Origin of the sequence: Citreimonas salinaria (genome assembly GCF_900107235.1) — a bacterium.
Classification (GTDB): domain Bacteria; phylum Pseudomonadota; class Alphaproteobacteria; order Rhodobacterales; family Rhodobacteraceae; genus Citreimonas; species Citreimonas salinaria.
Genome location: NZ_FNPF01000029.1, coordinates 1 through 18,018, shown reverse-complemented (window position 1 = coordinate 18,018; position 18,018 = coordinate 1). Strand labels below are relative to the sequence as shown.

Genomic DNA, 18,018 nt, shown 5'->3' with positions numbered 1-18,018 from the left:
GGCTCTCCGGTCGGGCTACGCCCTCCCTGCGATCCGCCAACCCCGCGTTCTCATCTTGATTGACGCTGAACTCTCATCCTGATTGTCGCGCTGCACCCAGATCAGCGTGAGCCGTTCTCCCTTCTCAATCCGCCGGCCCCCGATCTCGACGAGCTGCGTCGTGATCCGCCGGTTCGCGATCAGGGGGGCGTGGATGCGCAGGATCTCGTCGATGGCGGGTGGTAGAAGATCCGGCTCGGACCGTAGATGCGCCTGGAGGTCCGGGTGCTCGGCCAGGTAGTGCACGATGATTCCGACGCTTGCGGAAATGGTCGCCAACTCGCCCACGGTGAACTGCGGATGATGCTGACGATTTCCGCATCCTCGACCGGCCAGCCGTCGAGGCACTCGCGCATGAGCCTGGTCGTGACATCGTCGGGCGCGGCGTCCCCGGCTTGGCGCCGCTCGTCCAGCAGGGCGCGGATATAGCCGTCGAATTCCAGGGCTACGAGCAGCCCCTCCCGGTATTTCTTCCGCCACCGTGCCAGCAGAGACCGGGAGAGCCCGTATCGACGCGCCGTCGCCGAGCCTTGCCGGTGGCCGCGGAAGCTATCTTCGAAGATGCGGATCTTCTCCGCGTCGGAACGATCCCGACGCCGGCCGGTCTCGTCCGCAGAGAGGACCTCGCAATCCGAAACGACCTTAGAGCATGCCATAGGGCATGATCTACGATTGGTGCTTCAGTCTCGGCCAGACGGCCCCCGCCGACTTGTAGTTTCCACAAGTGTCCGGCGGCGGCTTTACGAGGTCGTGTCACGCTCCTCCGACACCCGCCAGCTCTCGCTTCAAACTTGTTGCTGCTCATCATGGCCTCCTTCCCTATGAAGTGACGAAGAAGGCGTCCCGTCACACGGAACTATTCACTCTCATGAGTGAAGAAGGTCATTCGACCTGGACAGCGCTGTCTCACTATGCCTGGGCCCTCTTCCATAGGTCCGTTAGTCGAGCACGACCGACACCCGGCGGTAGCCGCCGACAGGAGAAACTTCTCGTTCCGGTTCCTCGTCGCCAGCAAATGCGATCGTGCGCACCGACGCGAGCAGAGCTCGCAGAGCGATCCGCAGTTGCCAAGTGGCCAACAACCTGCCCGGGCACACGTGCTTGCCGATACCGTAGACGAGGTTTGCTGCAGCATGGGCCTCGGGCGCGAAATTGCCTGGACCGAATACCGCCTCGTCGCGATTGGCCGATGTCCAGTGAAGCTTTACCCGGGCACCTGCGGGAAGATCCGTGCCGCCGATCCGAACGGGACATGTCGTGACCCGCCGGTTGGAGACAAACGGATCATCCAAGCGCAAGATCTCGTCGATAACCGCGTCCATCTTGGCGTCGGAGGCCGTTCGCATCTGCTGCGCGAGGTTCGGTTCCCGCGCGAGATGCGCGACGAGCACACCGACGCAGAGTGCGATCGACCCGAGGTCGCCTCCGGTCCAGTTGCGCAGGATCGAGGTCAACTCGGGTTCCGTCAGCAATCTCTCATCAACGGTCTCGCGGCAAAGCTGGGCGGTCACGTCGTCACCGGCCGCGCCGGCCCCGGACAAGTGCGGCGCGAGCACGGATCGGATGATGGTGTCGAACTCAGCGGCTACCTGTGCGGTCCGTTCGTAGTCCTCGGATCGGGTTGCGGCGTGGTTTGCCTCCATCCAAGTCAGCAGGCGTGGCTCCAGCTCCGCCGGCCATCCCAGCCACGCGCATTGCGCGCGAACCGCGAAAACGGCGCCGATTTCGCCAACCGCATCGACCGGCTTGCCGCGCGGCAGGTCCGCCACGAGGCGGTTGGCAACGCCGTCGAATACCGGCAGGAACGGCTCCAGCGCGTCGCGGGTCAGGTGCCGATCGACCACTCTGCGGAATTTGGAGTGGTCCTCTCCATCGAGGCCGTTGGGGATTTGCAGGTGGCGGGACACAGCGCTCGAAAAACGGACGTCATCGAGCGCGGCGGCGGCGACATCGGCGTGTCGAAGCAATACCCATTCACCAGCGTTGTTCCTGACCACCGGGTAGAGAGGCCGCAATGTATCGGTATAGGCGCGGAGGTCTCGGCCTGCCGGGGACACGTCGTCGGGCATGTGATCAGTCATCGTGCTATTCTTCCTCCCTCACCACTCACTTCGAGCGGGAGGAGCGCGTTTGCTGCCTCAAGGATCGAAGCTGGTCCGGGCTACCCGGAAAACGGAGCCTGATCCAACCGAAATTTAATGCCTCGAACGGGCCGGTGGCGGTCATTCACGCGGTTGATCCACGTTCGGATGGCAGCCGGGGGCACCGCCAGCCCCAAGCACGAGTCGTGCAAACGCATTATCCTGCGTGCGAAGGCCACGCCGGCATCCGCCTTCATGATGCCCTTGTGCATGACCGGCATGCTGATCATCATCCGGCGCATGTTTTCTTCAACATCCTCGGAATTGGTTATCGAAATTTCTTCTCGTTCCCATGGTCGCCTTGTATGTTCTCCGACTGATTGCCGTGCATGGCATCATGGCCCACGGACGAATTATCCATCTTGTCGGTCGCGGATGCGGCGGCGCGCTGTCTCAGAAGCCGGGGATTCCGCATCCTGGGATGCTTTGATCCGGCAGTTGGCGCGCTGCCAGATCGGGGTCCGCAGGCGCGGATATGCCGTCTTGACACCGGCGCGCTCGAGACGGCTGTCGGGCTGGTCGCGGACCGGCTGTCGTCCGGTGCGGACATCCTGATCGTCAAGAAATTCGGCAAGCTCGAGGCCGAAGGACTCGGGTTCCGCGATGTGATCGCTCAGGCTATCGCGATGGATGTGCCGGTCAAGGTCCGGCTCAACGCGCTGAACCGGGATGCCTTCGAGGCGTTTTCCGGTAGCGAGGCCAATCAGCTTGCGCCTGATCTTGCGATCCTCGAGCGCTGTGTGCAGTCGGTCGCCGCCGTGGGTGCTGTCTCTGCCTGTGTGCCTTGCCGCTAAAACCGGACAGGCATAGCTGCCCTATTCCTTACGGCGCCGGTTGCCGGGATCACTGCGTAGGTCGCGCGGACCCTGCCAGACTGATTTGCTGCGCCCAGCGGCCGGCAGATCGGATCGCGCCACCCCTTCAGGCGCCCGATCTCTGTTCCGGCCGGTATGACAAGGCCGAGCACCTCGAAGCTCGACGTGCGGACGATGGCAAGATGGCAGACGAATACACTTTCGCCCCCAGGCGAGGTCGCGGTCGACCATTCCCCGCTCAAGTCCAGTTCCCGGCTGTAGCGGCTGGAATTTGTGCCGCTTGTCCTGGTCGTGGCCGAACCATTTTAAGTATATCGTTGCCTGGCGCAGCCTCCTTCACCAGTCGTCAGGTTCCAGATCGGCCATGTTGGTTCCGCGCGCTCAGACGCCGTCGACCAGCTGCCGCGATCCTTGAGCATCGTCGACGCCGCGACAGACGCGGGCGAGGCAGGTACCGTCGTACCCGACATGTCTGCTCCTCGTTGCCGAACGCTACGGCGATGTCGCGGGGCCGTTCCAAACCTCTAATCGCGCCAGAAATCATTTGCTTCGGCGATGGTGGCGAAATAGCTGGCCACCACGCCGGAAACATCAATCAGGCTTTCCGGGTCGCGGCTGTAGTTGGGACGCAGGGCATGGAGAACCTCTGTATCCGTCTGCGTCGTCGTAACTGCCTTCCGCGCCATCGAGATGGCAAGATCAAAACCCTCCTCCGGCGTCTCGGTGACAAGGCTGGGAAGCCAGGACTCGGTTTCCTCCTGTGCGATGGAGGGTGAGGCCATTGCCAAGAGACCGACGAGAGTGGGTGCGAGAAATTGGCGGATCATGGTCTGCTCCTTTGTATCGGGGCTGCGGCGTGACAACGTCGCAGACAACCAAATGTTTCTCTCGAGTTGCGGGAAGAGGGTGTCGCTCCCCAGCCGGATGCGCTCTTTCAGGTTCGCCAGGAACTCGGCCAGCCCCCTCGTAGAGCGTTGCTCCCTTGCGGGAGAGTTCGTGTCGGTGTGTTCGGCGAGGCCTGGTTGAACCGCGCTATACCTCCTCGGCTCGGTCGAGCCGTGCATCAGGGTGCGGGGCGACCGTTGTGCGCGTGCGCGACAGCACCTCGCCCGTATCGGTCACTGTAAGCCGGACGCGCGTCGCCCGGTGCCGGAACGTGAGCCGATGGCGCCCCTCGTCCTCGTCCCGTCCTTCCTCGCACAGGGTGGAGATCTGACCCTCGCGGATCAGCCGCTGCACCTCCTCGGGGGCTACGCCAAGCAACGGCGCAAGGATAACCGCGTCGATCTGGAAGCCGTTTTCGGTCCGTTCGAGTTGCACAGTCTTTCCTTCCCCGATCTGCGTTCTTTCAAGCCGCTCCATCTGCCTTGCGGGAGATCGCTACCTGCCAAACCTCGGGGCCGTCTCGCAGGAACTCCACGTCGAACAGGCCGGGCCAGCTCTGTTCGATCCGGTTGAGCAGCGGGAGCGGGGCGTGATCATTGATCAGCACGAAGGTGCTGCCCGGCGCGAGCGTGTCGAGCGCTGCGAAGACCGTGGCATGGCGTTCGGGTGGGATCATCGGGCGAAGGTCGACGATGACCGGTTCGGTAGGAGTGTCATGGGTGGTGGCGGGCATGAATCATTCCTCTGGAAGATGCTGGGACGATCGTCTCCGCAAAAACAAATATTGTCAATATTCCTTATGGCGGATATGCAGGCGGAAATCCGAGGAGGCACCGATGCCCGACCGCATGCAGAAATTCGTGACACTCCGACGCCGCATGGCCGACAAGCGCGAGCCCGAGGATCGGATCCGGGACCATCGCGAGATCCTGCCCGACCTCACGCCGGATGAGGCCGCCGCTCAGGCGTCACGCTGCGAACAGTGCGGAACACCCTACTGCCAGGTCTATTGTCCCCTGCACAACAACATCCCCGACTGGCTGAAGATGACCGCCGAGGGGCGCATGGAAGCGGCTTACCACCTCGCCCAGGCGACCAACAATTTCCCGGAGATCTGCGGCCGGATCTGTCCGCAGGACCGGCTGTGCGAGGCGAAATGGGCCTGTACGCTGGAACAGGCCGGGCACGAAACGGTGACGATCGGCGCCGTCGAGCGCCACATCGGCGACACCGCCTGGGCCAGCGGCTGGGTCAAGCCTCGCGTGCCCACCCGGCTTACGGGGCGCCGCGTCGGCATCGTCGGGGCCGGACCGGCGGGCATGGCCGCAGCTGAGGAGTTGCGCGCCGCAGGTCATGAGGTTCATGTCTACGACCGGCATGCCCGGATGGGTGGGCTGATGTCCTACGGCATCCCGGAATTCAAGATGGAGCAGCGGGTCGTTGCTCGCCGCGCGGGACTTCTGACCGAAGCAGGGGTGGTATTCCATGGCGGTCGGGTGCTGGGCGGGAATCTCGTCTTTTCGGATCTCCAAGCGCGCCATGACGCCGTCGTGCTGGCCTATGGCGCCTACCGGCCGCGCCGGCTGAACCTGCCGGGCGAGGATCTGGCCGGGGTGATCCCGGCGATGGACTATCTCGTATCCTCCAGCCGGGCGCTGATCGGTGAAACCGCTGCTCCCGAAATCGATGCCGCGGGCAAGTGGGTCGTGGTGATCGGCGGCGGCGACACCGCGATGGATTGCGTGCGCACGGCCGTCCGGCAGGGTGCCGAAGGCGTCACCTGCCTGTATCGCCGTGACCGCGCCAACATGCCAGGATCGGCGCGCGAGGTCGGCCACGCAGAAGAGGAGGGGGCGGAATTCGATTGGCAGAGCCAGCCCGAGGCGCTGTCGGACGTGCCGGTCGAAGTGGTCGTCTCAAGGCCCGAGGGGTTCGGTCAGCGAGGGGCAGTGCGCACGGTGCGGGCCTGTCGTACCCGGCTGGGCGTGCCCGACGGCGCGGGACGCAAGCGGCCGGAGCCGGTACCGGGGTCAGCCTTCGAGGTCGCAGCCGACCTCGTCATCAACGCGCTTGGCTTCACCGTCGAGGCGGCCCACGAGCTGACCGGGGATGCCGTGGACATGTCGCCACAGGGCCGCGTCGCCGCCGACCGCGAGACCCGCATGACCAAAGCACCGGGTGTGTTCGTCGCCGGGGACGCGCGCCTTGGCCCATCGCTGGTCGTCTGGGCGATCCGCGAGGGACGCGAGGTGGCGGCGGCGGTGGATCGGTATCTCGGTTTCTTGCCCGACCACGTACAGCCAGAGCCGCAGACGCCAGCGGGCGCGCGGCGCGACACCCGGATCGGAGAGGCCGCATGCGACTGACGATGATGTCCGATTATGCGCTGCGCGTGCTGCTCTATGCGGCGGCGCATCCCGAGCGCCTGGTGACGATCGATGAGACCCAGCAGATCTACGAGATGTCGCGCGGCCATCTGATGAAGATCGTGGGCGTGCTGGCAAGTTCGGGTATCCTGCGGTCGCAGCGCGGCCGCGCCGGAGGGTTCACGCTGGGCAAATCGCCCCACGAGATCCGCCTCGGCGACGTCCTGCGCCTGACCGAGCCGGATTTCGAGATGGTCGAGTGCTTCTCCCCCACCAGCTCCTGCGCGATGACACCATTCTGCCGCCTGCCAAGCATCGTCACCGAGGCCCTCAACGCCTTCATGGACGTCATGGACCGTCATACGCTCGCCGATCTGATTATCCGGCCGCAGGATTTCGGCGTGATTGCCGCCGCAAGAAGTGAAAGGCCATTGCCATGACCACACAGCCCCATTCTACCAGTGCGCCGGCCGGTCCGCGCCGCATGATCGCAGTGAGCAGCGGCAAGGGCGGCGTCGGAAAGTCCACCGTCACCGTCAACCTCGCGGTGGCCATGGCCCGTGCGGGCTTGCGCGTCGGCATCGTCGACGCCGATATCTACGGTCCATCGATCCCCGGCATGCTTGGCATCCCCGGCAACGCGCCGCCAGCCATGGGACCCGACCGGCGCGTGATCCCGTCCGAGGCCCACGGCGTCAGGGTCATCTCGATGGCGATGCTGACCGACGACGATCAGCCGTCGATCCTGCGCGGACCGATGGTCACGAAATATCTGCGGATGTTCGTCAGCCAGGTTGCGTGGGGAGAACTCGACGTACTGCTGCTTGACCTGCCGCCGGGGACCGGCGACATCCAGCTCACGCTGGCGCAGTCGTTTCCGTTGACCGGCGCTGTGGTCGTGAGCACGCCGCAGGATGTCAGCCTCAAGATCGCGCGGCGCGGCCTGCGGATGATGGAACAGGTTCAGGTCCCGATCCTCGGCGTGATCGAGAACATGAGCGGTTTCACCTGCCCGTCCTGTGGCGAAGTGAGCCACATCTTCCACCAGGGCGGCGGCGCCGCCATAGCCACCGAACTGGGGGTTCCGTTCCTGGGCAAGGTGCCGCTCGACCCTGCGATCGTTGATTCCGGCGACGAAGGGATCCCGCTGATTGTCGGCCATCCTGACAGCGCCGCCGCTCAAGCCTATTGCCGCATCGCCGCGGCGCTTGCGGGCGGGCCAGCGGAGACCGGCGGCGTGGCGTTGCCCTTCGACTGGACTGTCGCGACCGGCATCGGCAAGCCCGCGCCGGTCCCCGCCACCGGCGGCGCACAGGATATTCCCTGCGCCATGGATATTGACGCGGCGGGCCTGGAGATTCTCTGGGTGGATGGTGAAAGCCGGATCATTCCCGCGCGTGATCTCCGGATTGCCTGCCCCTGTGCCGCCTGCCGCGACGAGGTCACCGGCGCAAGGCTTCTTGACCCGGAAATGGTTTCGCTGGCCGTCGCGCCGACACGCATCTGGAGCGTCGGCAACTACGCCATCGGCATGGCGTTCAGCGACGGCCACGCCAGCGGAATCTACACTTTCAAGACGCTGCGCCAGATGCAGGGGGCCGAAACCGAAGATGTCTGACGTGGCAAGCCGTCTGCGCATCCGGGCCCAGCCATCGCCGCGCGACCCCGACACGTTGCACTTCCTGCTCGATGCGCCGGTTCAGAACAGCGAGGGCCCGAAGACCTTCGATGGCACCAACGAGCAGGCGCCGCTGGCGCGCGCCCTGTTCGCCATAAGCGGTGTGCGTCGGGTGGCGGTAAATGGCGCAAGCATTCATCTCCGCAAGTCCACCAACGCGCGTTGGGGGGACATGAAGGCGCCAATCGCCGCCGCCATCCGCGCCGTTCTCACCAGCACCGATCAGCCCTTGGGCCCGCCGCTGGATGGGGCTGGCGGCGACCGCGATGCGTGGCTGCTGACGGCGGTGCGAGCCCTGCTTGACAGCCGCATCAACCCGTCCATCGCCAGCCATGGCGGTCACATCGGCGTCGAAAGCGTGACTGATGGTATCGTCTATTTGCGCATGTCAGGCGGATGCCAAGGTTGCGCCGCGTCACAACTGACGCTGCGCGGCGGCGTCGAACGGACCCTGCGCGCCGCATTGCCCGACATAGAGAATATCGTCGATGTGACCGACCACGGCGCTGGAACCGAGCCGTTCTATGGCCGCATGGCCGATCGCGCCGGCTCCGTAGTATCGCCGGTCGCTGGACCGGCGCCGCGAGCATCGTCTTCCGGTGGCTCGGTCGAAGCATCATCAGACGAGAACCTTCCATTAGCAACTCGCGTCCGGAGATATCTCGAAGCGCGCACAGCGACCGCACCGACAGTCAGCTATGGTGAGCTCGCACGCGCGCTCGGGCTCTGGCGGTCTGGATCGGTCCACAGGATCACCCGTGCGCTGGAGAACACCATGCGCGAGGACGCGCGCACGGACCGCCCGTTCATCGCAGCCCGCGCCGTCAGCCGCGCCACCGACGGCCTCCCCGCCAAAGGGTTCTTCGATCTCGCACGGGACCTGTCGCGTGGGCCGCGCGAGAATGACACTGAACGTGCGTTTCACGCCCACGAAATCGAGCAACTGGAGCGCTCGGCAGCCCCTCGATCCTAAACTCCTGACCGGTCGAAGCAGACCGATCAGGCGTCGGCAGTGAATAGATTGGGGACGCGTCGCCGCTGCGAAGATGCTCCGGCCTTTCCATCGCCAATAAAACAAATATTTACAATACGTTTTTTGGCGGATATGATGGGTTTGGACACGTAGCCAGCCATGCCAGCCGTAGCCAGCCATCGTGTAGCCAGCCATCGTGTAGCCAGCCATGAACCGTGCTCATGGTCGGGGCAGGAGTTCTCACACGGGCAACCGGAGCAAGCACCGATGATGCAATTTCGTCTTTCCAATGATCGGACTGAGGTCGATATCCACGCGCTTGCGGCAGCTTTCGGGTTGTCCCGCGATGCACTTCACGATGCACTGAGACTTGGCACGATCAGCTACTGCTATGAATTGGAGCCGGGCGACACGGCCACACCGCGAACCGTGTTTCGCTCGACCGAGACCGGACAATGCGTTACGCTCGACCGGGTCGGCAGGATCATTTCTGCGGAGGAAAACCGATTGGTAGATCAACCTGTGCCGTGCAAAGAAACCTGTCGGTCAGATGGTGGGCAGGCGCGTGCGGCAGACACCTCCACACCGATCAGCCTAACCGAGGTCAACAGGCAGACCGCGCAACATGCAAGCGCGCCGCATCTCAATAACCTTCTCGACGAAGCGCTGCGGGAAACATTCCCTGCCAGTGATCCGGTCGCCATCAGCTTCGATTCGCCGTATCGAGGGATCTGACATCGAAGGAGGCCTTCCATGATTATTGAAAGCTCCGACGAAGTTCCCCGTCTGAAATGGCCGCGCCGCTTTCCGGTGCCGCGCGATTTTGGAGTGGCGCAAAATTCGCGAATCGTAGAAGGCAAATCCTGGCCTAAGCCCAAAGGGGCAAAGCGGATCACCACCCTCCGCATCTACCGCTATGAGCCGGACAACGACGGTCCGCCCAGTATCGACACCTTCATTGTCGACGTCGACGATTGTGGGCCGATGCTGTTGGACGCGCTTATCTGGATCAAGTACAAAGTTGACTCAACGCTGACCTTCCGACGCTCTTGCCGCGAAGGAGTGTGCGGATCCTGCGCGATGACGATCGACGGCACCAATTGGACTGCCTGCACCCGTGCGATGGATGAATTGTCCGAGCCCGCCACGATCTACCCGCTGGCCAACCTGCCGGTGATTAAGGATCTGGTGTCAGACCAAACACACCTCTTTGCACAACACGCGCTTACAGAGCCTTGGTTGAAGACCGAAACGCCGGCGCCGGAACATGAACGCGTACAGTCGGTCGAGCAACGCCAGGCACTTGATGGCTACTACGAATGCATCATGTGTTTTTGCTGCACCTCCGGATGCCCAAGCCACTGGTGGAACGGCGACCGCTTCCTCGGCCCGGCCGCCCTCTTGACTGCTTGGCGGTGGCTGGCCGACAGCCGCGACGAGGGGCGCGGCGAACGACTGGACGCGCTGGACGATCCTTTCCGTCTCTATCGCTGCCACACGATCCTGAACTGCACCCGCACCTGTCCGCGCGGTCTGAATCCTGGCAAGGCCATAGCCGAAATCAAGCGAATGATGCTGGACCGTGGCGGCTGAAGACAGGAACACCACATGAGTTACCCACGCCCGCAATCTCCGAACATGCAGAATTATCGGCCGCAGCTGACTTCGGTCATGTCCATTGGGCATCGGCTGTCCGGCGTGGCCTTGAGTCTCCTGGCCTTCGGCCTTGCCGCCTGGCTGGTAGCGGGGGCCGCGGGACCGGTGGCGTTCGACTACGCCCAGGCGGCCATGCGCTCTAATGCGGGGCGTGTGATGCTCGTTCTGGCTCCGCTGGCCGTCTTTTATCACCTCTGCAACGGTATCCGCCACCTGATCTGGGACAGCGTTCACGCCTTCGAGTTGCGCAACATCTATGTTGGTGGCTGGGTTGTCGTGATTGTGAGCCTGTTCCTGACATTGGCTCTGTGGATTTGGGTTCTGACATGACCTCGCGCCGCGTCACCCCTTATTCTGCCGCGCGTGGACTTGGTGCAGCAGGACAAGGGGCGGGCCATTGGTGGGCGCAGCGCGTCTCGGCCATAGCTTTGGTGCCACTTGTCGCGTGGCTGTTGCTGGCTTTGGCTGGCGGCTCCGCGATGGACCACACGGCCCTGACGATCTGGCTCGGGGCACCGGTCAACGCCATCTTGATGGTCCTTCTGCTGATTGCCGCGTTCCACCACACCGCACTCGGGCTTCAGGTCATCGCCGAGGATTACATCCACTCCCGCTCACGATTTATCGTGGTCGCTTTCGTTCAGCTTGCGTGCGTAACTGGCGGGGCGGCAGGGATCCTGGCGACTTTGCTGATCGCAATAATCGGTTAGAACGGACAAATCATGGTGGCGATAGAGAAGTTCCTTCCGACGGCCCGGAAACGGATGTGCTGCATCGGGTCGGACGCAGCACTTTTGCAGGCGGCGCGGTTGCTGGAGAGCGGCCATGATATGCTGCTGGTTTGTGAGGCAGACGGCCGGATGATCGGCGTTCTCACCAAAACGGACGCTGTGCGCCAGATCGGGATCTGCACGGGTGCCAGTTGTACCGCACCTGTGATCGAGGCAATGACCAGCGCGGTCACGACGGCGACGCCAGAGGGGCAGCTGCGGGAAGTCTGGGAAATCATGAAAGCACGCGGTTTCAAGAACATTCCGGTCGTCGATCCTCATGGTACTCCCCTCGGCGTATTGAACGCACGCGATGTCCTTCAGATCCTCTGGCATGATGTTCAGAAGGAAGAGGAACTGTTGTTCAATTACGTGATGAACGTTGGCTACCGCTGATCTGAAAGCTCGAAAAGGGCATTTTGGTCGCACACGTGCCGCGCGTGCTTAGGCTGTCAGATGTCGATCTTCGGCCAATTGCGCTCCTGATTTCCGCGATGAGAAGTCCAAAATTCTGCGAGGAAAACAGCCTACAACTGTCCGCTCGTCGTTAAGCTGCCTTTCGACGATTGCACGCGCCCGCCACGGCATCAACCAGGCCGTACCTTCCGCCAAGACGTTTGCTGCAGCCGACTTAGACATTTTGCGGCACGGGCGCCGGCAGCGCGATGTCGGCCAACGTGGTTCTGTCGAGTTCGGCCAGGAATGCAGCCTCGGCGGCGCGGAGCCGGCCCTTCAAGCGGCAGACTGGTGTGATGCTGCATGCGCCGTTCGGCCCGAAACAGTCAACCAGCGCCTGGTCCTGCTCGAGCAGCCGTATGATGTCACCGAGACTGATTTTGACCGCAGGGCGGGCCAGCGTCGCGCCGCCGCCCGACCCGCGGCGCGTCGAAACGATCCCGTGCCGCGCGAGCCTCTGGATGATCTTGTTCAAGTGATGGCGCGATACGCCGAACTCGTCGGCGATCTCGGTTGTCGAGAAGGCGCGGTCGGGCGCGCTGGCCATGCGCATCAGGGCGCGTAGCCCGTAGTCGGTGAAACTGGTCAGGCGCATGTGGAGAGTCCGTTTTAATTGGTATTTACAATGCCGATTATAGTATCTACGCTCGACCTGCAACAATTGCCGAGGCCGATTGATGACCCAGATGCAACCCGAGTTGCCCCCGATCCGTTCGATGCGACCAGCGATGACCGCGGACACGATGGCGCGCACCGGTCTGGACGAGACCGTGCTGACGGAGTTGGTGCACGGCTTCTATGCTCGCGTCCGATCCGACCCGGATCTGGGGCCGATCTTCTCCGATCGGATCACGAACTGGGAGCCGCATCTCGAGAAGATGGTCGCGTTCTGGTCCTCGGTCGCGCTGATGACCGGCCGCTACCATGGCGCGCCCGTGCCGAAACATGCCGGCCTGCCCGTTACGTGGGCGCATTTCGAGCGCTGGCTGGAGCTGTTCCGCGAAACCGCGGACGAGGTCTGCACGCCCGAAGGCGCGGCGCATGTCGTCGAGCGGGCCGAGCGGATCGCGCGGTCTTTGTACATGGCTGCGGTGGATACGCAGCGGGCCGGCAGCGTGCCGTCTCTCGGTTAAGACCATGACGAGCCGCAACCGAGGCGGCGTCAAGCCAACACGGAAGGAAAGACAGCCATGAAGCAGATAGACGTGGAAAACGACGGCAAGCGGTCGAAATTCCTGATCGTTGCAATGATCGTGCAAATCGTTGTGGTTCTGGTTCTCTTGCTCATCTACCTCGCCTGGCTGTCGGCGTGACATAGACTGCGGACATGTCCGCCGGGTCATGGCAAAGCTCGGTCACGCTTCAAGGCGCCGGCGATCTGGTGTAGCGTCGCACTGGTTCGACACAGACCGAGCAGGAGCGGCCATACCGTGAGTTGTTGCGACACCAGCACGTCCTCACCAGGCGCTCTGCCCGCGGGAGACGGAGGCTTTGGGCGCGCCGAACGTCTCGGGCAGGTGCGCGACGTGGACGGTCGCGGGCATTGCCGCCTGTCGGTCCCGGACATCAGCTGCGGCAAGTGTCTCGGCGCGGTCGAACGGGCGCTCTCGGACTGTGAAGGCGTCGTCAGCGCCCGCGCGAACCTGACGCTTCGTCAGGTCTCGCTTGTCCTTCGCAGTCCCGGGACGGATCCGAAGCCCGCGCTGGACCGGCTTGGGGCGCATGGGTATCCCGCCACGCTGATCGACTTCGCCGTCCCCTCGGACGAGCGGGTCGACGACACTGCGCGCGGTCTGCTGCGCTGCCTTGCCGTCGCGGGTTTCGGTGCCACCAACATCATGCTGCTGTCGGTCTCGGTCTGGGCGGGGGCCGAGGGCGCGTCGCGCGACGTCTTCCACGCGGTCTCGGCCCTGATCGCGCTGCCGGTGGTCGCCTATGCGGGCCGGCCGTTCTTCGCGTCCGCGCTGACTGCACTCAAGGGCCGGCGGCTCAACATGGACGTGCCGATCTCGCTGGCGGTGCTGCTGGCCACCGCGATCAGTCTGGTCGAGACGGCGATGCGCGGGCCGCACGTCTATTTCGACGCGGCGGTCGTGCTGCTGTTCTTCCTGCTGGTGGGCCGTTACCTGGACCAGCTCATGCGCGCCAAGGCGCGCAGCGCGGTCACGAGCCTCGCGCGCCTGGCCTCCCGCGGGGCGATGCGGGAAGGGCCGGACGGGACGGTAGCCTACCTCGCGCTCGATCAGATCCGGCCCGACATGGTGCTGCGGATCGCGCCCGGAGAGCGCATCCCCGTCGATGGCTGCATCCTCAGCGGGGTGACCGACCTCGACCGTTCGCTGGTGACGGGCGAACACGCTCCGGTGTCTGCCGGTCCGGGCGTCGCGCTCGAGGCCGGGATCCTCAACCTCACCGGCGCGATCCGGATGCGCGTGCTGCGCCCGGCGGAGGACTCGTTCCTGGCCGAGGTCTCGCGCATGCTGGAAGCGGCCGAGCAGGGGCGCGGAGCCTATGTGCGGATCGCCGACAGGGCCGCGCAGCTTTACGCGCCGGTGGTCCACCTGCTGGCCGCGCTGACCTTCCTGGGCTGGTTCGTGGCGACCGGTGAGTGGTACCCGTCGCTGTTCATCGCGATCTCGGCGCTGATCATCACCTGCCCCTGCGCGCTTGGCCTCGCGGTGCCCGTCGTGCACGTGGCCGCCGCCGGGCGGCTGTTCCGGCAGGGGATCATGATGAAGGACGGCTCCGGGCTGGAGCGGCTGGCGACCATCGACTGCGTGGTCTTCGACAAGACGGGTACCGTCACCACCGGCACGCCCGTCGTGGCCGACGGAGGGCCGGACTTATCCGAGGATCGCGCGGTGGCCGCGGCCCTCGCCGCGCGGTCTTTGCACCCGGCCTCGCGGGCGATCGCGGCGACCGGCGATGCACTGCCCGCACCGGTCGAGGATCTGCGCGAGACGCCGGGCTGCGGCGTCGAGGGACGCGTCGCGGGGCGGCGCGCACGCCTGGGCCGGGCGGATTGGGTCGCCGAGATCGCGAGCGGCGCCTTGCCCACGGCCAGCGGGCCCGCCTTTGCGCTGGAGGGCGGACCCGTCTCGGTCTTCACCCTGTCCGAAACGCTGCGCGACGGCGTGGCCGAGGCCGTGGCGGCGTTTCGCGCCGCAGGGCTGCGGGTCGAGATCCTGTCGGGCGACGGCGCCGGGGCGGTCGAGGCCGTCGCGCGGAAGATCGCCTTCGACGCGGTGCACCACGGCGCCACCCCCGCCGACAAGATCGCGCACCTGAAGGCGCTGCAGGCCGAGGGGCGGCGCGCGCTGATGGTGGGCGACGGGCTGAACGACGCCGCGGCGCTGGCGGCGGCGCATGTCTCGATGGCGCCGGGATCGGCCTCGGATGCCGGGCGGATGGCGGCCGATTTCGTCTTCACGCGCGAGGGGATGGGGGCCGTGACCGACGCCCACCGGATCGCGCGGCGCGCGGCACGGCAGGTGCGGCAGAACTTCGGCATCGCCATCGCCTACAACTGCGTCGCGATCCCGTTGGCCGTCGCGGGCTACGTCACGCCGCTGGTCGCGGCGATCGCCATGTCCGGCTCGTCGATCGTGGTCGTCGCGAACGCGATCCGGCCCGAGCGCCGGGTATCGGCCAAAGATCCCGCGCCCGCCGCGCGGAAGGCGGCCGCATGAGCGTGCTGGCGCTTCTGATCCCGACCAGCATCGGGCTGGGCCTGATCGGCCTCGCCGCCTTCCTGTGGAGCATGCGCAACGGCCAGTACGAGGACCTCGACGGCTCGGCCGAGCGGGTGCTTCTGGACGACGAGGACCGGCCGCTTCCGCCCCGCGACGAGGCGGACGGGGATGGGCGCTGACAGCGCTTACGCCTCGGCGTAGAACACCTTTTCGCCGCGGCTGATCCGGATCGCGCGGTAGGAATGCCAGGTGGCGTGTCCCAGCACCGGGAAGATCACGACGAGTCCCAGCAGCCCCGTCAGCAGCGACAGCGCGAACAGGGCCACGACGATGCCGCCCCAGGCCAGCATGACGCCGAGGTTGTTCCAGACCAGCGCCAGGCTGATGCCCATGGCGGTCAGCGCGTCGGTGCGTTCCTCGAGCATCATCGGCGCCGCGAAGACGCCGATCGCGAAGGCGAACGCCGCGAAGAGGCCGCCGATGAACGTGCCCGTGATCAGCAGCGACCACCCGATCCAGGTGGTGAAGATCAACTGCAGGATCTGGTCGAAGCCGGGGAAGGGCCGCACGCCCATGTGCAGCGCGTAAAGCAGGAAGGCAGCGCGCTGCCACAGCATGAACAGCAGCAGCAGAAGCAGGCCCAGGAACACCGCCTGGTAGGTCGAGGCCGGTTTCACGAAGACCATGCCGCCGAGGGTGGTGCGTTTGCCTTCTTCCAGTCGGCGCGTCTTCTCGTAGAGGCCGGTCGCGATCAGCGGGCCGAGCACGAGGAAGCCGCTGAGCGCGGGAAGGAAGAAGTAGTCGACCTCGTACCGGAACATCCCCCAGACGACGAAGGCCGACACCAGGAAGACCGCCAGCCCGTAGCACAGGCTGGGAACCGGATTGGTGCGGAAGTCGCTCCACCCGCGCCCCAGCCACTCGAACGCCGTGCGCTTCGGCAGGCCGCGGGCCTTGGGGTTCGGCCGGGGCAGGGGCGGGACGACCTTGGGGATCGCAGAGTCCGTGTCCATTCTCATCTCCCTCAACAGGCCGACTTGGCGGCGCGGTAGGTCGTGCCGCCGTGGTCGGGCGCTTGCAGGTGCGGGACGCAGGCAGGCTGCGATGTCAGCGAAACGTAGACGAGGTGCACGTTCGCGGCCGCCACGACCAGTGCTATGGCGACCGCCACCGCGATCCAGAACCAGCGCGACGCGAAGCGCGAGCGGGTTTCGGCGCGCACGGTCATTCCGCCTCGGGCAGGATGTCGAGCAGGTAGATCGCGAGGATCTTCGCCTGCGCCTCGCTCAGCCGCCCCTCCCACGCCGGCATCCAGCCCTGCCGGCCGTCATGGATGGTGCGGAACACCGAGTCCGGGTCGCCGCCGTAGATCCAGATGTCGTCGGTCAGGTTCGGTGCGCCCAGATCGTTGATGCCGGTCCCGTCCTCGCCGTGGCAGCTTGCGCAATTTTCGGCGTAGAGCGTCGCGCCCTCTTCCAGAATGGCGGGTTCCGGTTCGGCCAGCCCGCCCAACGCGCGCGCATATTCGCCCACGGTGCGGATCTGGTCGCGCGACAGGATGCCCATCTCGCCGAAGGCCAGCATCTGTGACACCCGCGTCTCGGGATGTGCGCTGTTGATGCCCGCGTATATCGCGTGAAGCACGGACTCGTCGCTGCCGCCCCAGAGCCACGAATCGTCGATCAGGTTCGGATAGCCGGGGCCGCCGATCCCCGAGATCCCGTGACAGGCCGAGCAATTGTCGCCCCAGAGTGTCGGCGCGGTGGCGCGGACCACGTCCATCAGCGCCTGCTCGGACCGGATCTCGTCCAGCGAGGCGACCGTCAGATGCGCCTCCCAGTGTTCGCGGTAACGCTCGCCGGCCTCGAGTTCGCCCTGCACCAGATCGCGCTGATTTATGCCGAGGATGCCCTTGGTGTAGGTGTCGACCAGCGGCCAGGTCGGCAGCAGGATCCACATGATCAGCGCCCAGACGTGGGTGATGCCGATGGCCCACCAGACGGCGCGCGGCACGCGAGTGTTCAGTTCCTTGATGCCATTCCAGTCGTGGCCGGTGGTCCGGTGACCGGTCAGCTCGTCGCGCTCGTCCTCTACCGACATGGGCCGTCCTCGTCATCCAGAACGCTTTTGGCCGCGTGTTCGAACCGCTTCCCGTTCGAGGGCCAGAAGGCGTAGAGCACGGCGACCGAGAACATCGCGATCAGGTAGAACAGGCCGAAGGTCTTGGCGAAGGCGACGAGGGTGTCGTGACTGATCTCCATGGCGTCATTCCTCCTGAAGGGTCGGAACGGTGTCGGTGATGTCGACGAGCTGCCCCAGCACCTGCAGGTAGGCGACCATCGCGTCCATCTCGGTCGGAACGCCGTCCAGGTCGTCGAAGTTGCGCACTGTGGTTTCCTCGCCGTAGCGCTCGATCAGTCCGCCGACGCGGGATCCATCCGGCATCGCCTGCGCAAGCGCGTCGCTGACCGCGTTCTCGATCATCTCGTCGGTATAGGGCACGCCGACGCGCCGCAGCGTTTCAAGCCGCTCGGGCAGGTGCGACAG

Annotated in this window: 25 protein-coding genes and 1 pseudogene; 14 read left to right on the top strand and 12 right to left on the bottom strand. The window is 65.1% G+C overall.

Annotation, left to right across the window (positions count from 1 at the left end):
• Positions 1 to 15: 15 nt before the first annotated feature.
• From BLW27_RS21830 to BLW27_RS19575, 3 genes and pseudogenes are all read right to left on the bottom strand, one after another.
• A complete protein-coding gene (locus tag BLW27_RS21830) occupies positions 16 to 327 on the bottom strand; it encodes a cytochrome P450 family protein (RefSeq protein ID WP_245710963.1) in 312 nt (103 codons plus the stop codon).
• 170 nt (positions 328 to 497) lie between these two features.
• A pseudogene (locus BLW27_RS21825) lies at positions 498 to 695 on the bottom strand (transposase); the annotation flags it as partial.
• Positions 696 to 977: 282 nt separating this feature from the next.
• Entirely contained in the window at positions 978 to 2,108 is a 1,131-nt protein-coding gene (locus BLW27_RS19575; RefSeq protein WP_218141175.1) for a cytochrome P450, read from the bottom strand.
• Between the two features lie 401 nt (positions 2,109 to 2,509).
• Between BLW27_RS19575 and BLW27_RS19565 the strand changes: the two genes are divergently transcribed.
• Positions 2,510 to 2,974 (top strand): DUF2478 domain-containing protein, encoded by a 465-nt coding sequence (locus BLW27_RS19565; protein WP_089886290.1) that lies wholly within the window; start codon positions 2,510 to 2,512, stop codon positions 2,972 to 2,974.
• Positions 2,975 to 3,519: 545 nt separating this feature from the next.
• On the opposite strand, the gene BLW27_RS19560 is transcribed toward BLW27_RS19565, so the two are convergent.
• The 3 genes from BLW27_RS19560 to BLW27_RS19550 all read right to left on the bottom strand — a co-directional run bounded on the left by BLW27_RS19560 (position 3,520) and on the right by BLW27_RS19550 (position 4,613).
• Positions 3,520 to 3,822, bottom strand: a complete 303-nt coding sequence (locus BLW27_RS19560; RefSeq protein ID WP_089886298.1) for a hexameric tyrosine-coordinated heme protein — start codon at positions 3,820 to 3,822, stop codon at positions 3,520 to 3,522.
• Positions 3,823 to 4,027: 205 nt separating this feature from the next.
• On the bottom strand, positions 4,028 to 4,315 hold the full coding sequence (locus tag BLW27_RS19555; RefSeq protein WP_143042381.1) for a DUF6522 family protein: 288 nt from the start codon (positions 4,313 to 4,315) through the stop codon (positions 4,028 to 4,030).
• Between the two features lie 28 nt (positions 4,316 to 4,343).
• Positions 4,344 to 4,613 carry a DUF2249 domain-containing protein gene (locus BLW27_RS19550; RefSeq protein ID WP_089886286.1) on the bottom strand — a complete coding sequence of 90 codons (270 nt, stop codon included), beginning with the start codon at positions 4,611 to 4,613 and terminating at the stop codon, positions 4,344 to 4,346.
• Between the two features lie 103 nt (positions 4,614 to 4,716).
• On the opposite strand from BLW27_RS19550, the gene BLW27_RS19545 reads away from it, so the two are divergent.
• The 9 genes from BLW27_RS19545 (at position 4,717) to BLW27_RS19510 (ending at position 11,719) form a co-directional block, all read left to right on the top strand.
• A complete protein-coding gene (locus BLW27_RS19545; protein WP_089886284.1) occupies positions 4,717 to 6,246 on the top strand; it encodes a glutamate synthase subunit beta in 1,530 nt (509 codons plus the stop codon).
• Positions 6,237 to 6,686 carry an RrF2 family transcriptional regulator gene (locus BLW27_RS19540; protein WP_089886282.1) on the top strand — a complete coding sequence of 150 codons (450 nt, stop codon included), beginning with the start codon at positions 6,237 to 6,239 and terminating at the stop codon, positions 6,684 to 6,686. Before BLW27_RS19545 ends, BLW27_RS19540 begins: the two co-directional genes overlap by 10 nt.
• Positions 6,683 to 7,864, top strand: coding sequence for a P-loop NTPase (locus BLW27_RS21980; RefSeq protein WP_089886280.1), 1,182 nt, complete (start codon positions 6,683 to 6,685; stop codon positions 7,862 to 7,864). Before BLW27_RS19540 ends, BLW27_RS21980 begins: the two co-directional genes overlap by 4 nt.
• Positions 7,857 to 8,897, top strand: coding sequence for a NifU family protein (locus tag BLW27_RS19530; RefSeq protein WP_089886278.1), 1,041 nt, complete (start codon positions 7,857 to 7,859; stop codon positions 8,895 to 8,897). Before BLW27_RS21980 ends, BLW27_RS19530 begins: the two co-directional genes overlap by 8 nt.
• Before the next feature lie 267 nt (positions 8,898 to 9,164).
• On the top strand, positions 9,165 to 9,632 hold the full coding sequence (locus BLW27_RS20990) for a DUF6522 family protein (RefSeq protein ID WP_143042380.1): 468 nt from the start codon (positions 9,165 to 9,167) through the stop codon (positions 9,630 to 9,632).
• 18 nt (positions 9,633 to 9,650) lie between these two features.
• On the top strand, positions 9,651 to 10,490 hold the full coding sequence (locus tag BLW27_RS19525) for a succinate dehydrogenase iron-sulfur subunit (protein ID WP_089886275.1): 840 nt from the start codon (positions 9,651 to 9,653) through the stop codon (positions 10,488 to 10,490).
• 15 nt (positions 10,491 to 10,505) lie between these two features.
• Positions 10,506 to 10,883 (top strand): succinate dehydrogenase, cytochrome b556 subunit, encoded by a 378-nt coding sequence (sdhC, locus tag BLW27_RS19520; RefSeq protein WP_089886273.1) that lies wholly within the window; start codon positions 10,506 to 10,508, stop codon positions 10,881 to 10,883.
• Positions 10,880 to 11,263, top strand: a complete 384-nt coding sequence (sdhD, locus tag BLW27_RS19515) for a succinate dehydrogenase, hydrophobic membrane anchor protein (RefSeq protein WP_089886271.1) — start codon at positions 10,880 to 10,882, stop codon at positions 11,261 to 11,263. Before sdhC ends, sdhD begins: the two co-directional genes overlap by 4 nt.
• Before the next feature lie 12 nt (positions 11,264 to 11,275).
• The gene (locus tag BLW27_RS19510) at positions 11,276 to 11,719 is read left to right on the top strand and encodes a CBS domain-containing protein (RefSeq protein WP_245710960.1); all 444 of its coding nucleotides are present in this window, start codon (positions 11,276 to 11,278) and stop codon (positions 11,717 to 11,719) included.
• 235 nt (positions 11,720 to 11,954) lie between these two features.
• Here the strand turns inward: BLW27_RS19510 and BLW27_RS19505 are convergent, their stop codons facing one another.
• Entirely contained in the window at positions 11,955 to 12,374 is a 420-nt protein-coding gene (locus BLW27_RS19505) for an RrF2 family transcriptional regulator (protein ID WP_089886269.1), read from the bottom strand.
• Between the two features lie 82 nt (positions 12,375 to 12,456).
• On the opposite strand from BLW27_RS19505, the gene BLW27_RS19500 reads away from it, so the two are divergent.
• From BLW27_RS19500 to ccoS, 4 genes are all read left to right on the top strand, one after another.
• Positions 12,457 to 12,912, top strand: a complete 456-nt coding sequence (locus BLW27_RS19500) for a group III truncated hemoglobin (RefSeq protein ID WP_342708093.1) — start codon at positions 12,457 to 12,459, stop codon at positions 12,910 to 12,912.
• A 57-nt stretch (positions 12,913 to 12,969) separates the two neighbouring features.
• Positions 12,970 to 13,092, top strand: coding sequence for a hypothetical protein (locus tag BLW27_RS21975; protein ID WP_281242779.1), 123 nt, complete (start codon positions 12,970 to 12,972; stop codon positions 13,090 to 13,092).
• A 213-nt stretch (positions 13,093 to 13,305) separates the two neighbouring features.
• Positions 13,306 to 15,468, top strand: a complete 2,163-nt coding sequence (locus tag BLW27_RS19495) for a heavy metal translocating P-type ATPase (RefSeq protein ID WP_218141174.1) — start codon at positions 13,306 to 13,308, stop codon at positions 15,466 to 15,468.
• Entirely contained in the window at positions 15,465 to 15,650 is a 186-nt protein-coding gene (ccoS, locus tag BLW27_RS19490) for a cbb3-type cytochrome oxidase assembly protein CcoS (protein ID WP_089886263.1), read from the top strand. Before BLW27_RS19495 ends, ccoS begins: the two co-directional genes overlap by 4 nt.
• 6 nt (positions 15,651 to 15,656) lie before the next feature.
• On the opposite strand, the gene BLW27_RS19485 is transcribed toward ccoS, so the two are convergent.
• The 5 genes from BLW27_RS19485 to BLW27_RS19465 form a co-directional block, all read right to left on the bottom strand.
• Positions 15,657 to 16,484 (bottom strand): DUF2189 domain-containing protein, encoded by an 828-nt coding sequence (locus BLW27_RS19485; RefSeq protein WP_089886262.1) that lies wholly within the window; start codon positions 16,482 to 16,484, stop codon positions 15,657 to 15,659.
• 11 nt (positions 16,485 to 16,495) lie between these two features.
• Positions 16,496 to 16,699 (bottom strand): hypothetical protein, encoded by a 204-nt coding sequence (locus BLW27_RS19480; RefSeq protein ID WP_089886261.1) that lies wholly within the window; start codon positions 16,697 to 16,699, stop codon positions 16,496 to 16,498.
• A complete protein-coding gene (ccoP, locus tag BLW27_RS19475) occupies positions 16,696 to 17,571 on the bottom strand; it encodes a cytochrome-c oxidase, cbb3-type subunit III (RefSeq protein WP_089886259.1) in 876 nt (291 codons plus the stop codon). The genes BLW27_RS19480 and ccoP overlap by 4 nt, the downstream gene beginning before the upstream one ends.
• Positions 17,562 to 17,732 (bottom strand): cbb3-type cytochrome c oxidase subunit 3, encoded by a 171-nt coding sequence (locus BLW27_RS19470; RefSeq protein WP_089886256.1) that lies wholly within the window; start codon positions 17,730 to 17,732, stop codon positions 17,562 to 17,564. The genes ccoP and BLW27_RS19470 overlap by 10 nt, the downstream gene beginning before the upstream one ends.
• A 4-nt stretch (positions 17,733 to 17,736) precedes the next feature.
• Positions 17,737 to 18,018, bottom strand: a 282-nt coding sequence (locus BLW27_RS19465; RefSeq protein ID WP_143042379.1) for a cbb3-type cytochrome c oxidase subunit II, incomplete at its 5' end; no start/stop codon positions are given.

Excerpts from the sequence above, each read along its gene's own strand:
- ccoP (WP_089886259.1), bottom strand. The coding sequence starts at position 17,571 with ATGTCGGTAGAGGACGAGCGCGACGAGCTGACCGGTCACCGGACCACC.
- BLW27_RS21980 (WP_089886280.1), top strand. The coding sequence starts at position 6,683 with ATGACCACACAGCCCCATTCTACCAGTGCGCCGGCCGGTCCGCGCCGC.
- BLW27_RS19525 (WP_089886275.1), top strand. The coding sequence starts at position 9,651 with ATGATTATTGAAAGCTCCGACGAAGTTCCCCGTCTGAAATGGCCGCGC.
- BLW27_RS19510 (WP_245710960.1), top strand. The coding sequence starts at position 11,276 with ATGGTGGCGATAGAGAAGTTCCTTCCGACGGCCCGGAAACGGATGTGC.
- sdhC (WP_089886273.1), top strand. The coding sequence starts at position 10,506 with ATGAGTTACCCACGCCCGCAATCTCCGAACATGCAGAATTATCGGCCG.
- BLW27_RS19470 (WP_089886256.1), bottom strand. The coding sequence starts at position 17,732 with ATGGAGATCAGTCACGACACCCTCGTCGCCTTCGCCAAGACCTTCGGC.
- BLW27_RS19560 (WP_089886298.1), bottom strand. The coding sequence starts at position 3,822 with ATGATCCGCCAATTTCTCGCACCCACTCTCGTCGGTCTCTTGGCAATG.
- BLW27_RS19480 (WP_089886261.1), bottom strand. The coding sequence starts at position 16,699 with ATGACCGTGCGCGCCGAAACCCGCTCGCGCTTCGCGTCGCGCTGGTTC.
- ccoS (WP_089886263.1), top strand. The coding sequence starts at position 15,465 with ATGAGCGTGCTGGCGCTTCTGATCCCGACCAGCATCGGGCTGGGCCTG.
- BLW27_RS19540 (WP_089886282.1), top strand. The coding sequence starts at position 6,237 with ATGCGACTGACGATGATGTCCGATTATGCGCTGCGCGTGCTGCTCTAT.
- BLW27_RS19530 (WP_089886278.1), top strand. The coding sequence starts at position 7,857 with ATGTCTGACGTGGCAAGCCGTCTGCGCATCCGGGCCCAGCCATCGCCG.
- BLW27_RS19485 (WP_089886262.1), bottom strand. The coding sequence starts at position 16,484 with ATGGACACGGACTCTGCGATCCCCAAGGTCGTCCCGCCCCTGCCCCGG.
- BLW27_RS19505 (WP_089886269.1), bottom strand. The coding sequence starts at position 12,374 with ATGCGCCTGACCAGTTTCACCGACTACGGGCTACGCGCCCTGATGCGC.
- BLW27_RS19550 (WP_089886286.1), bottom strand. The coding sequence starts at position 4,613 with ATGCCCGCCACCACCCATGACACTCCTACCGAACCGGTCATCGTCGAC.
- BLW27_RS19500 (WP_342708093.1), top strand. The coding sequence starts at position 12,457 with ATGACCCAGATGCAACCCGAGTTGCCCCCGATCCGTTCGATGCGACCA.
- BLW27_RS20990 (WP_143042380.1), top strand. The coding sequence starts at position 9,165 with ATGATGCAATTTCGTCTTTCCAATGATCGGACTGAGGTCGATATCCAC.
- BLW27_RS19565 (WP_089886290.1), top strand. The coding sequence starts at position 2,510 with ATGGCATCATGGCCCACGGACGAATTATCCATCTTGTCGGTCGCGGAT.
- BLW27_RS19545 (WP_089886284.1), top strand. The coding sequence starts at position 4,717 with ATGCCCGACCGCATGCAGAAATTCGTGACACTCCGACGCCGCATGGCC.
- BLW27_RS21975 (WP_281242779.1), top strand. The coding sequence starts at position 12,970 with ATGAAGCAGATAGACGTGGAAAACGACGGCAAGCGGTCGAAATTCCTG.
- BLW27_RS19575 (WP_218141175.1), bottom strand. The coding sequence starts at position 2,108 with ATGCCCGACGACGTGTCCCCGGCAGGCCGAGACCTCCGCGCCTATACC.
- sdhD (WP_089886271.1), top strand. The coding sequence starts at position 10,880 with ATGACCTCGCGCCGCGTCACCCCTTATTCTGCCGCGCGTGGACTTGGT.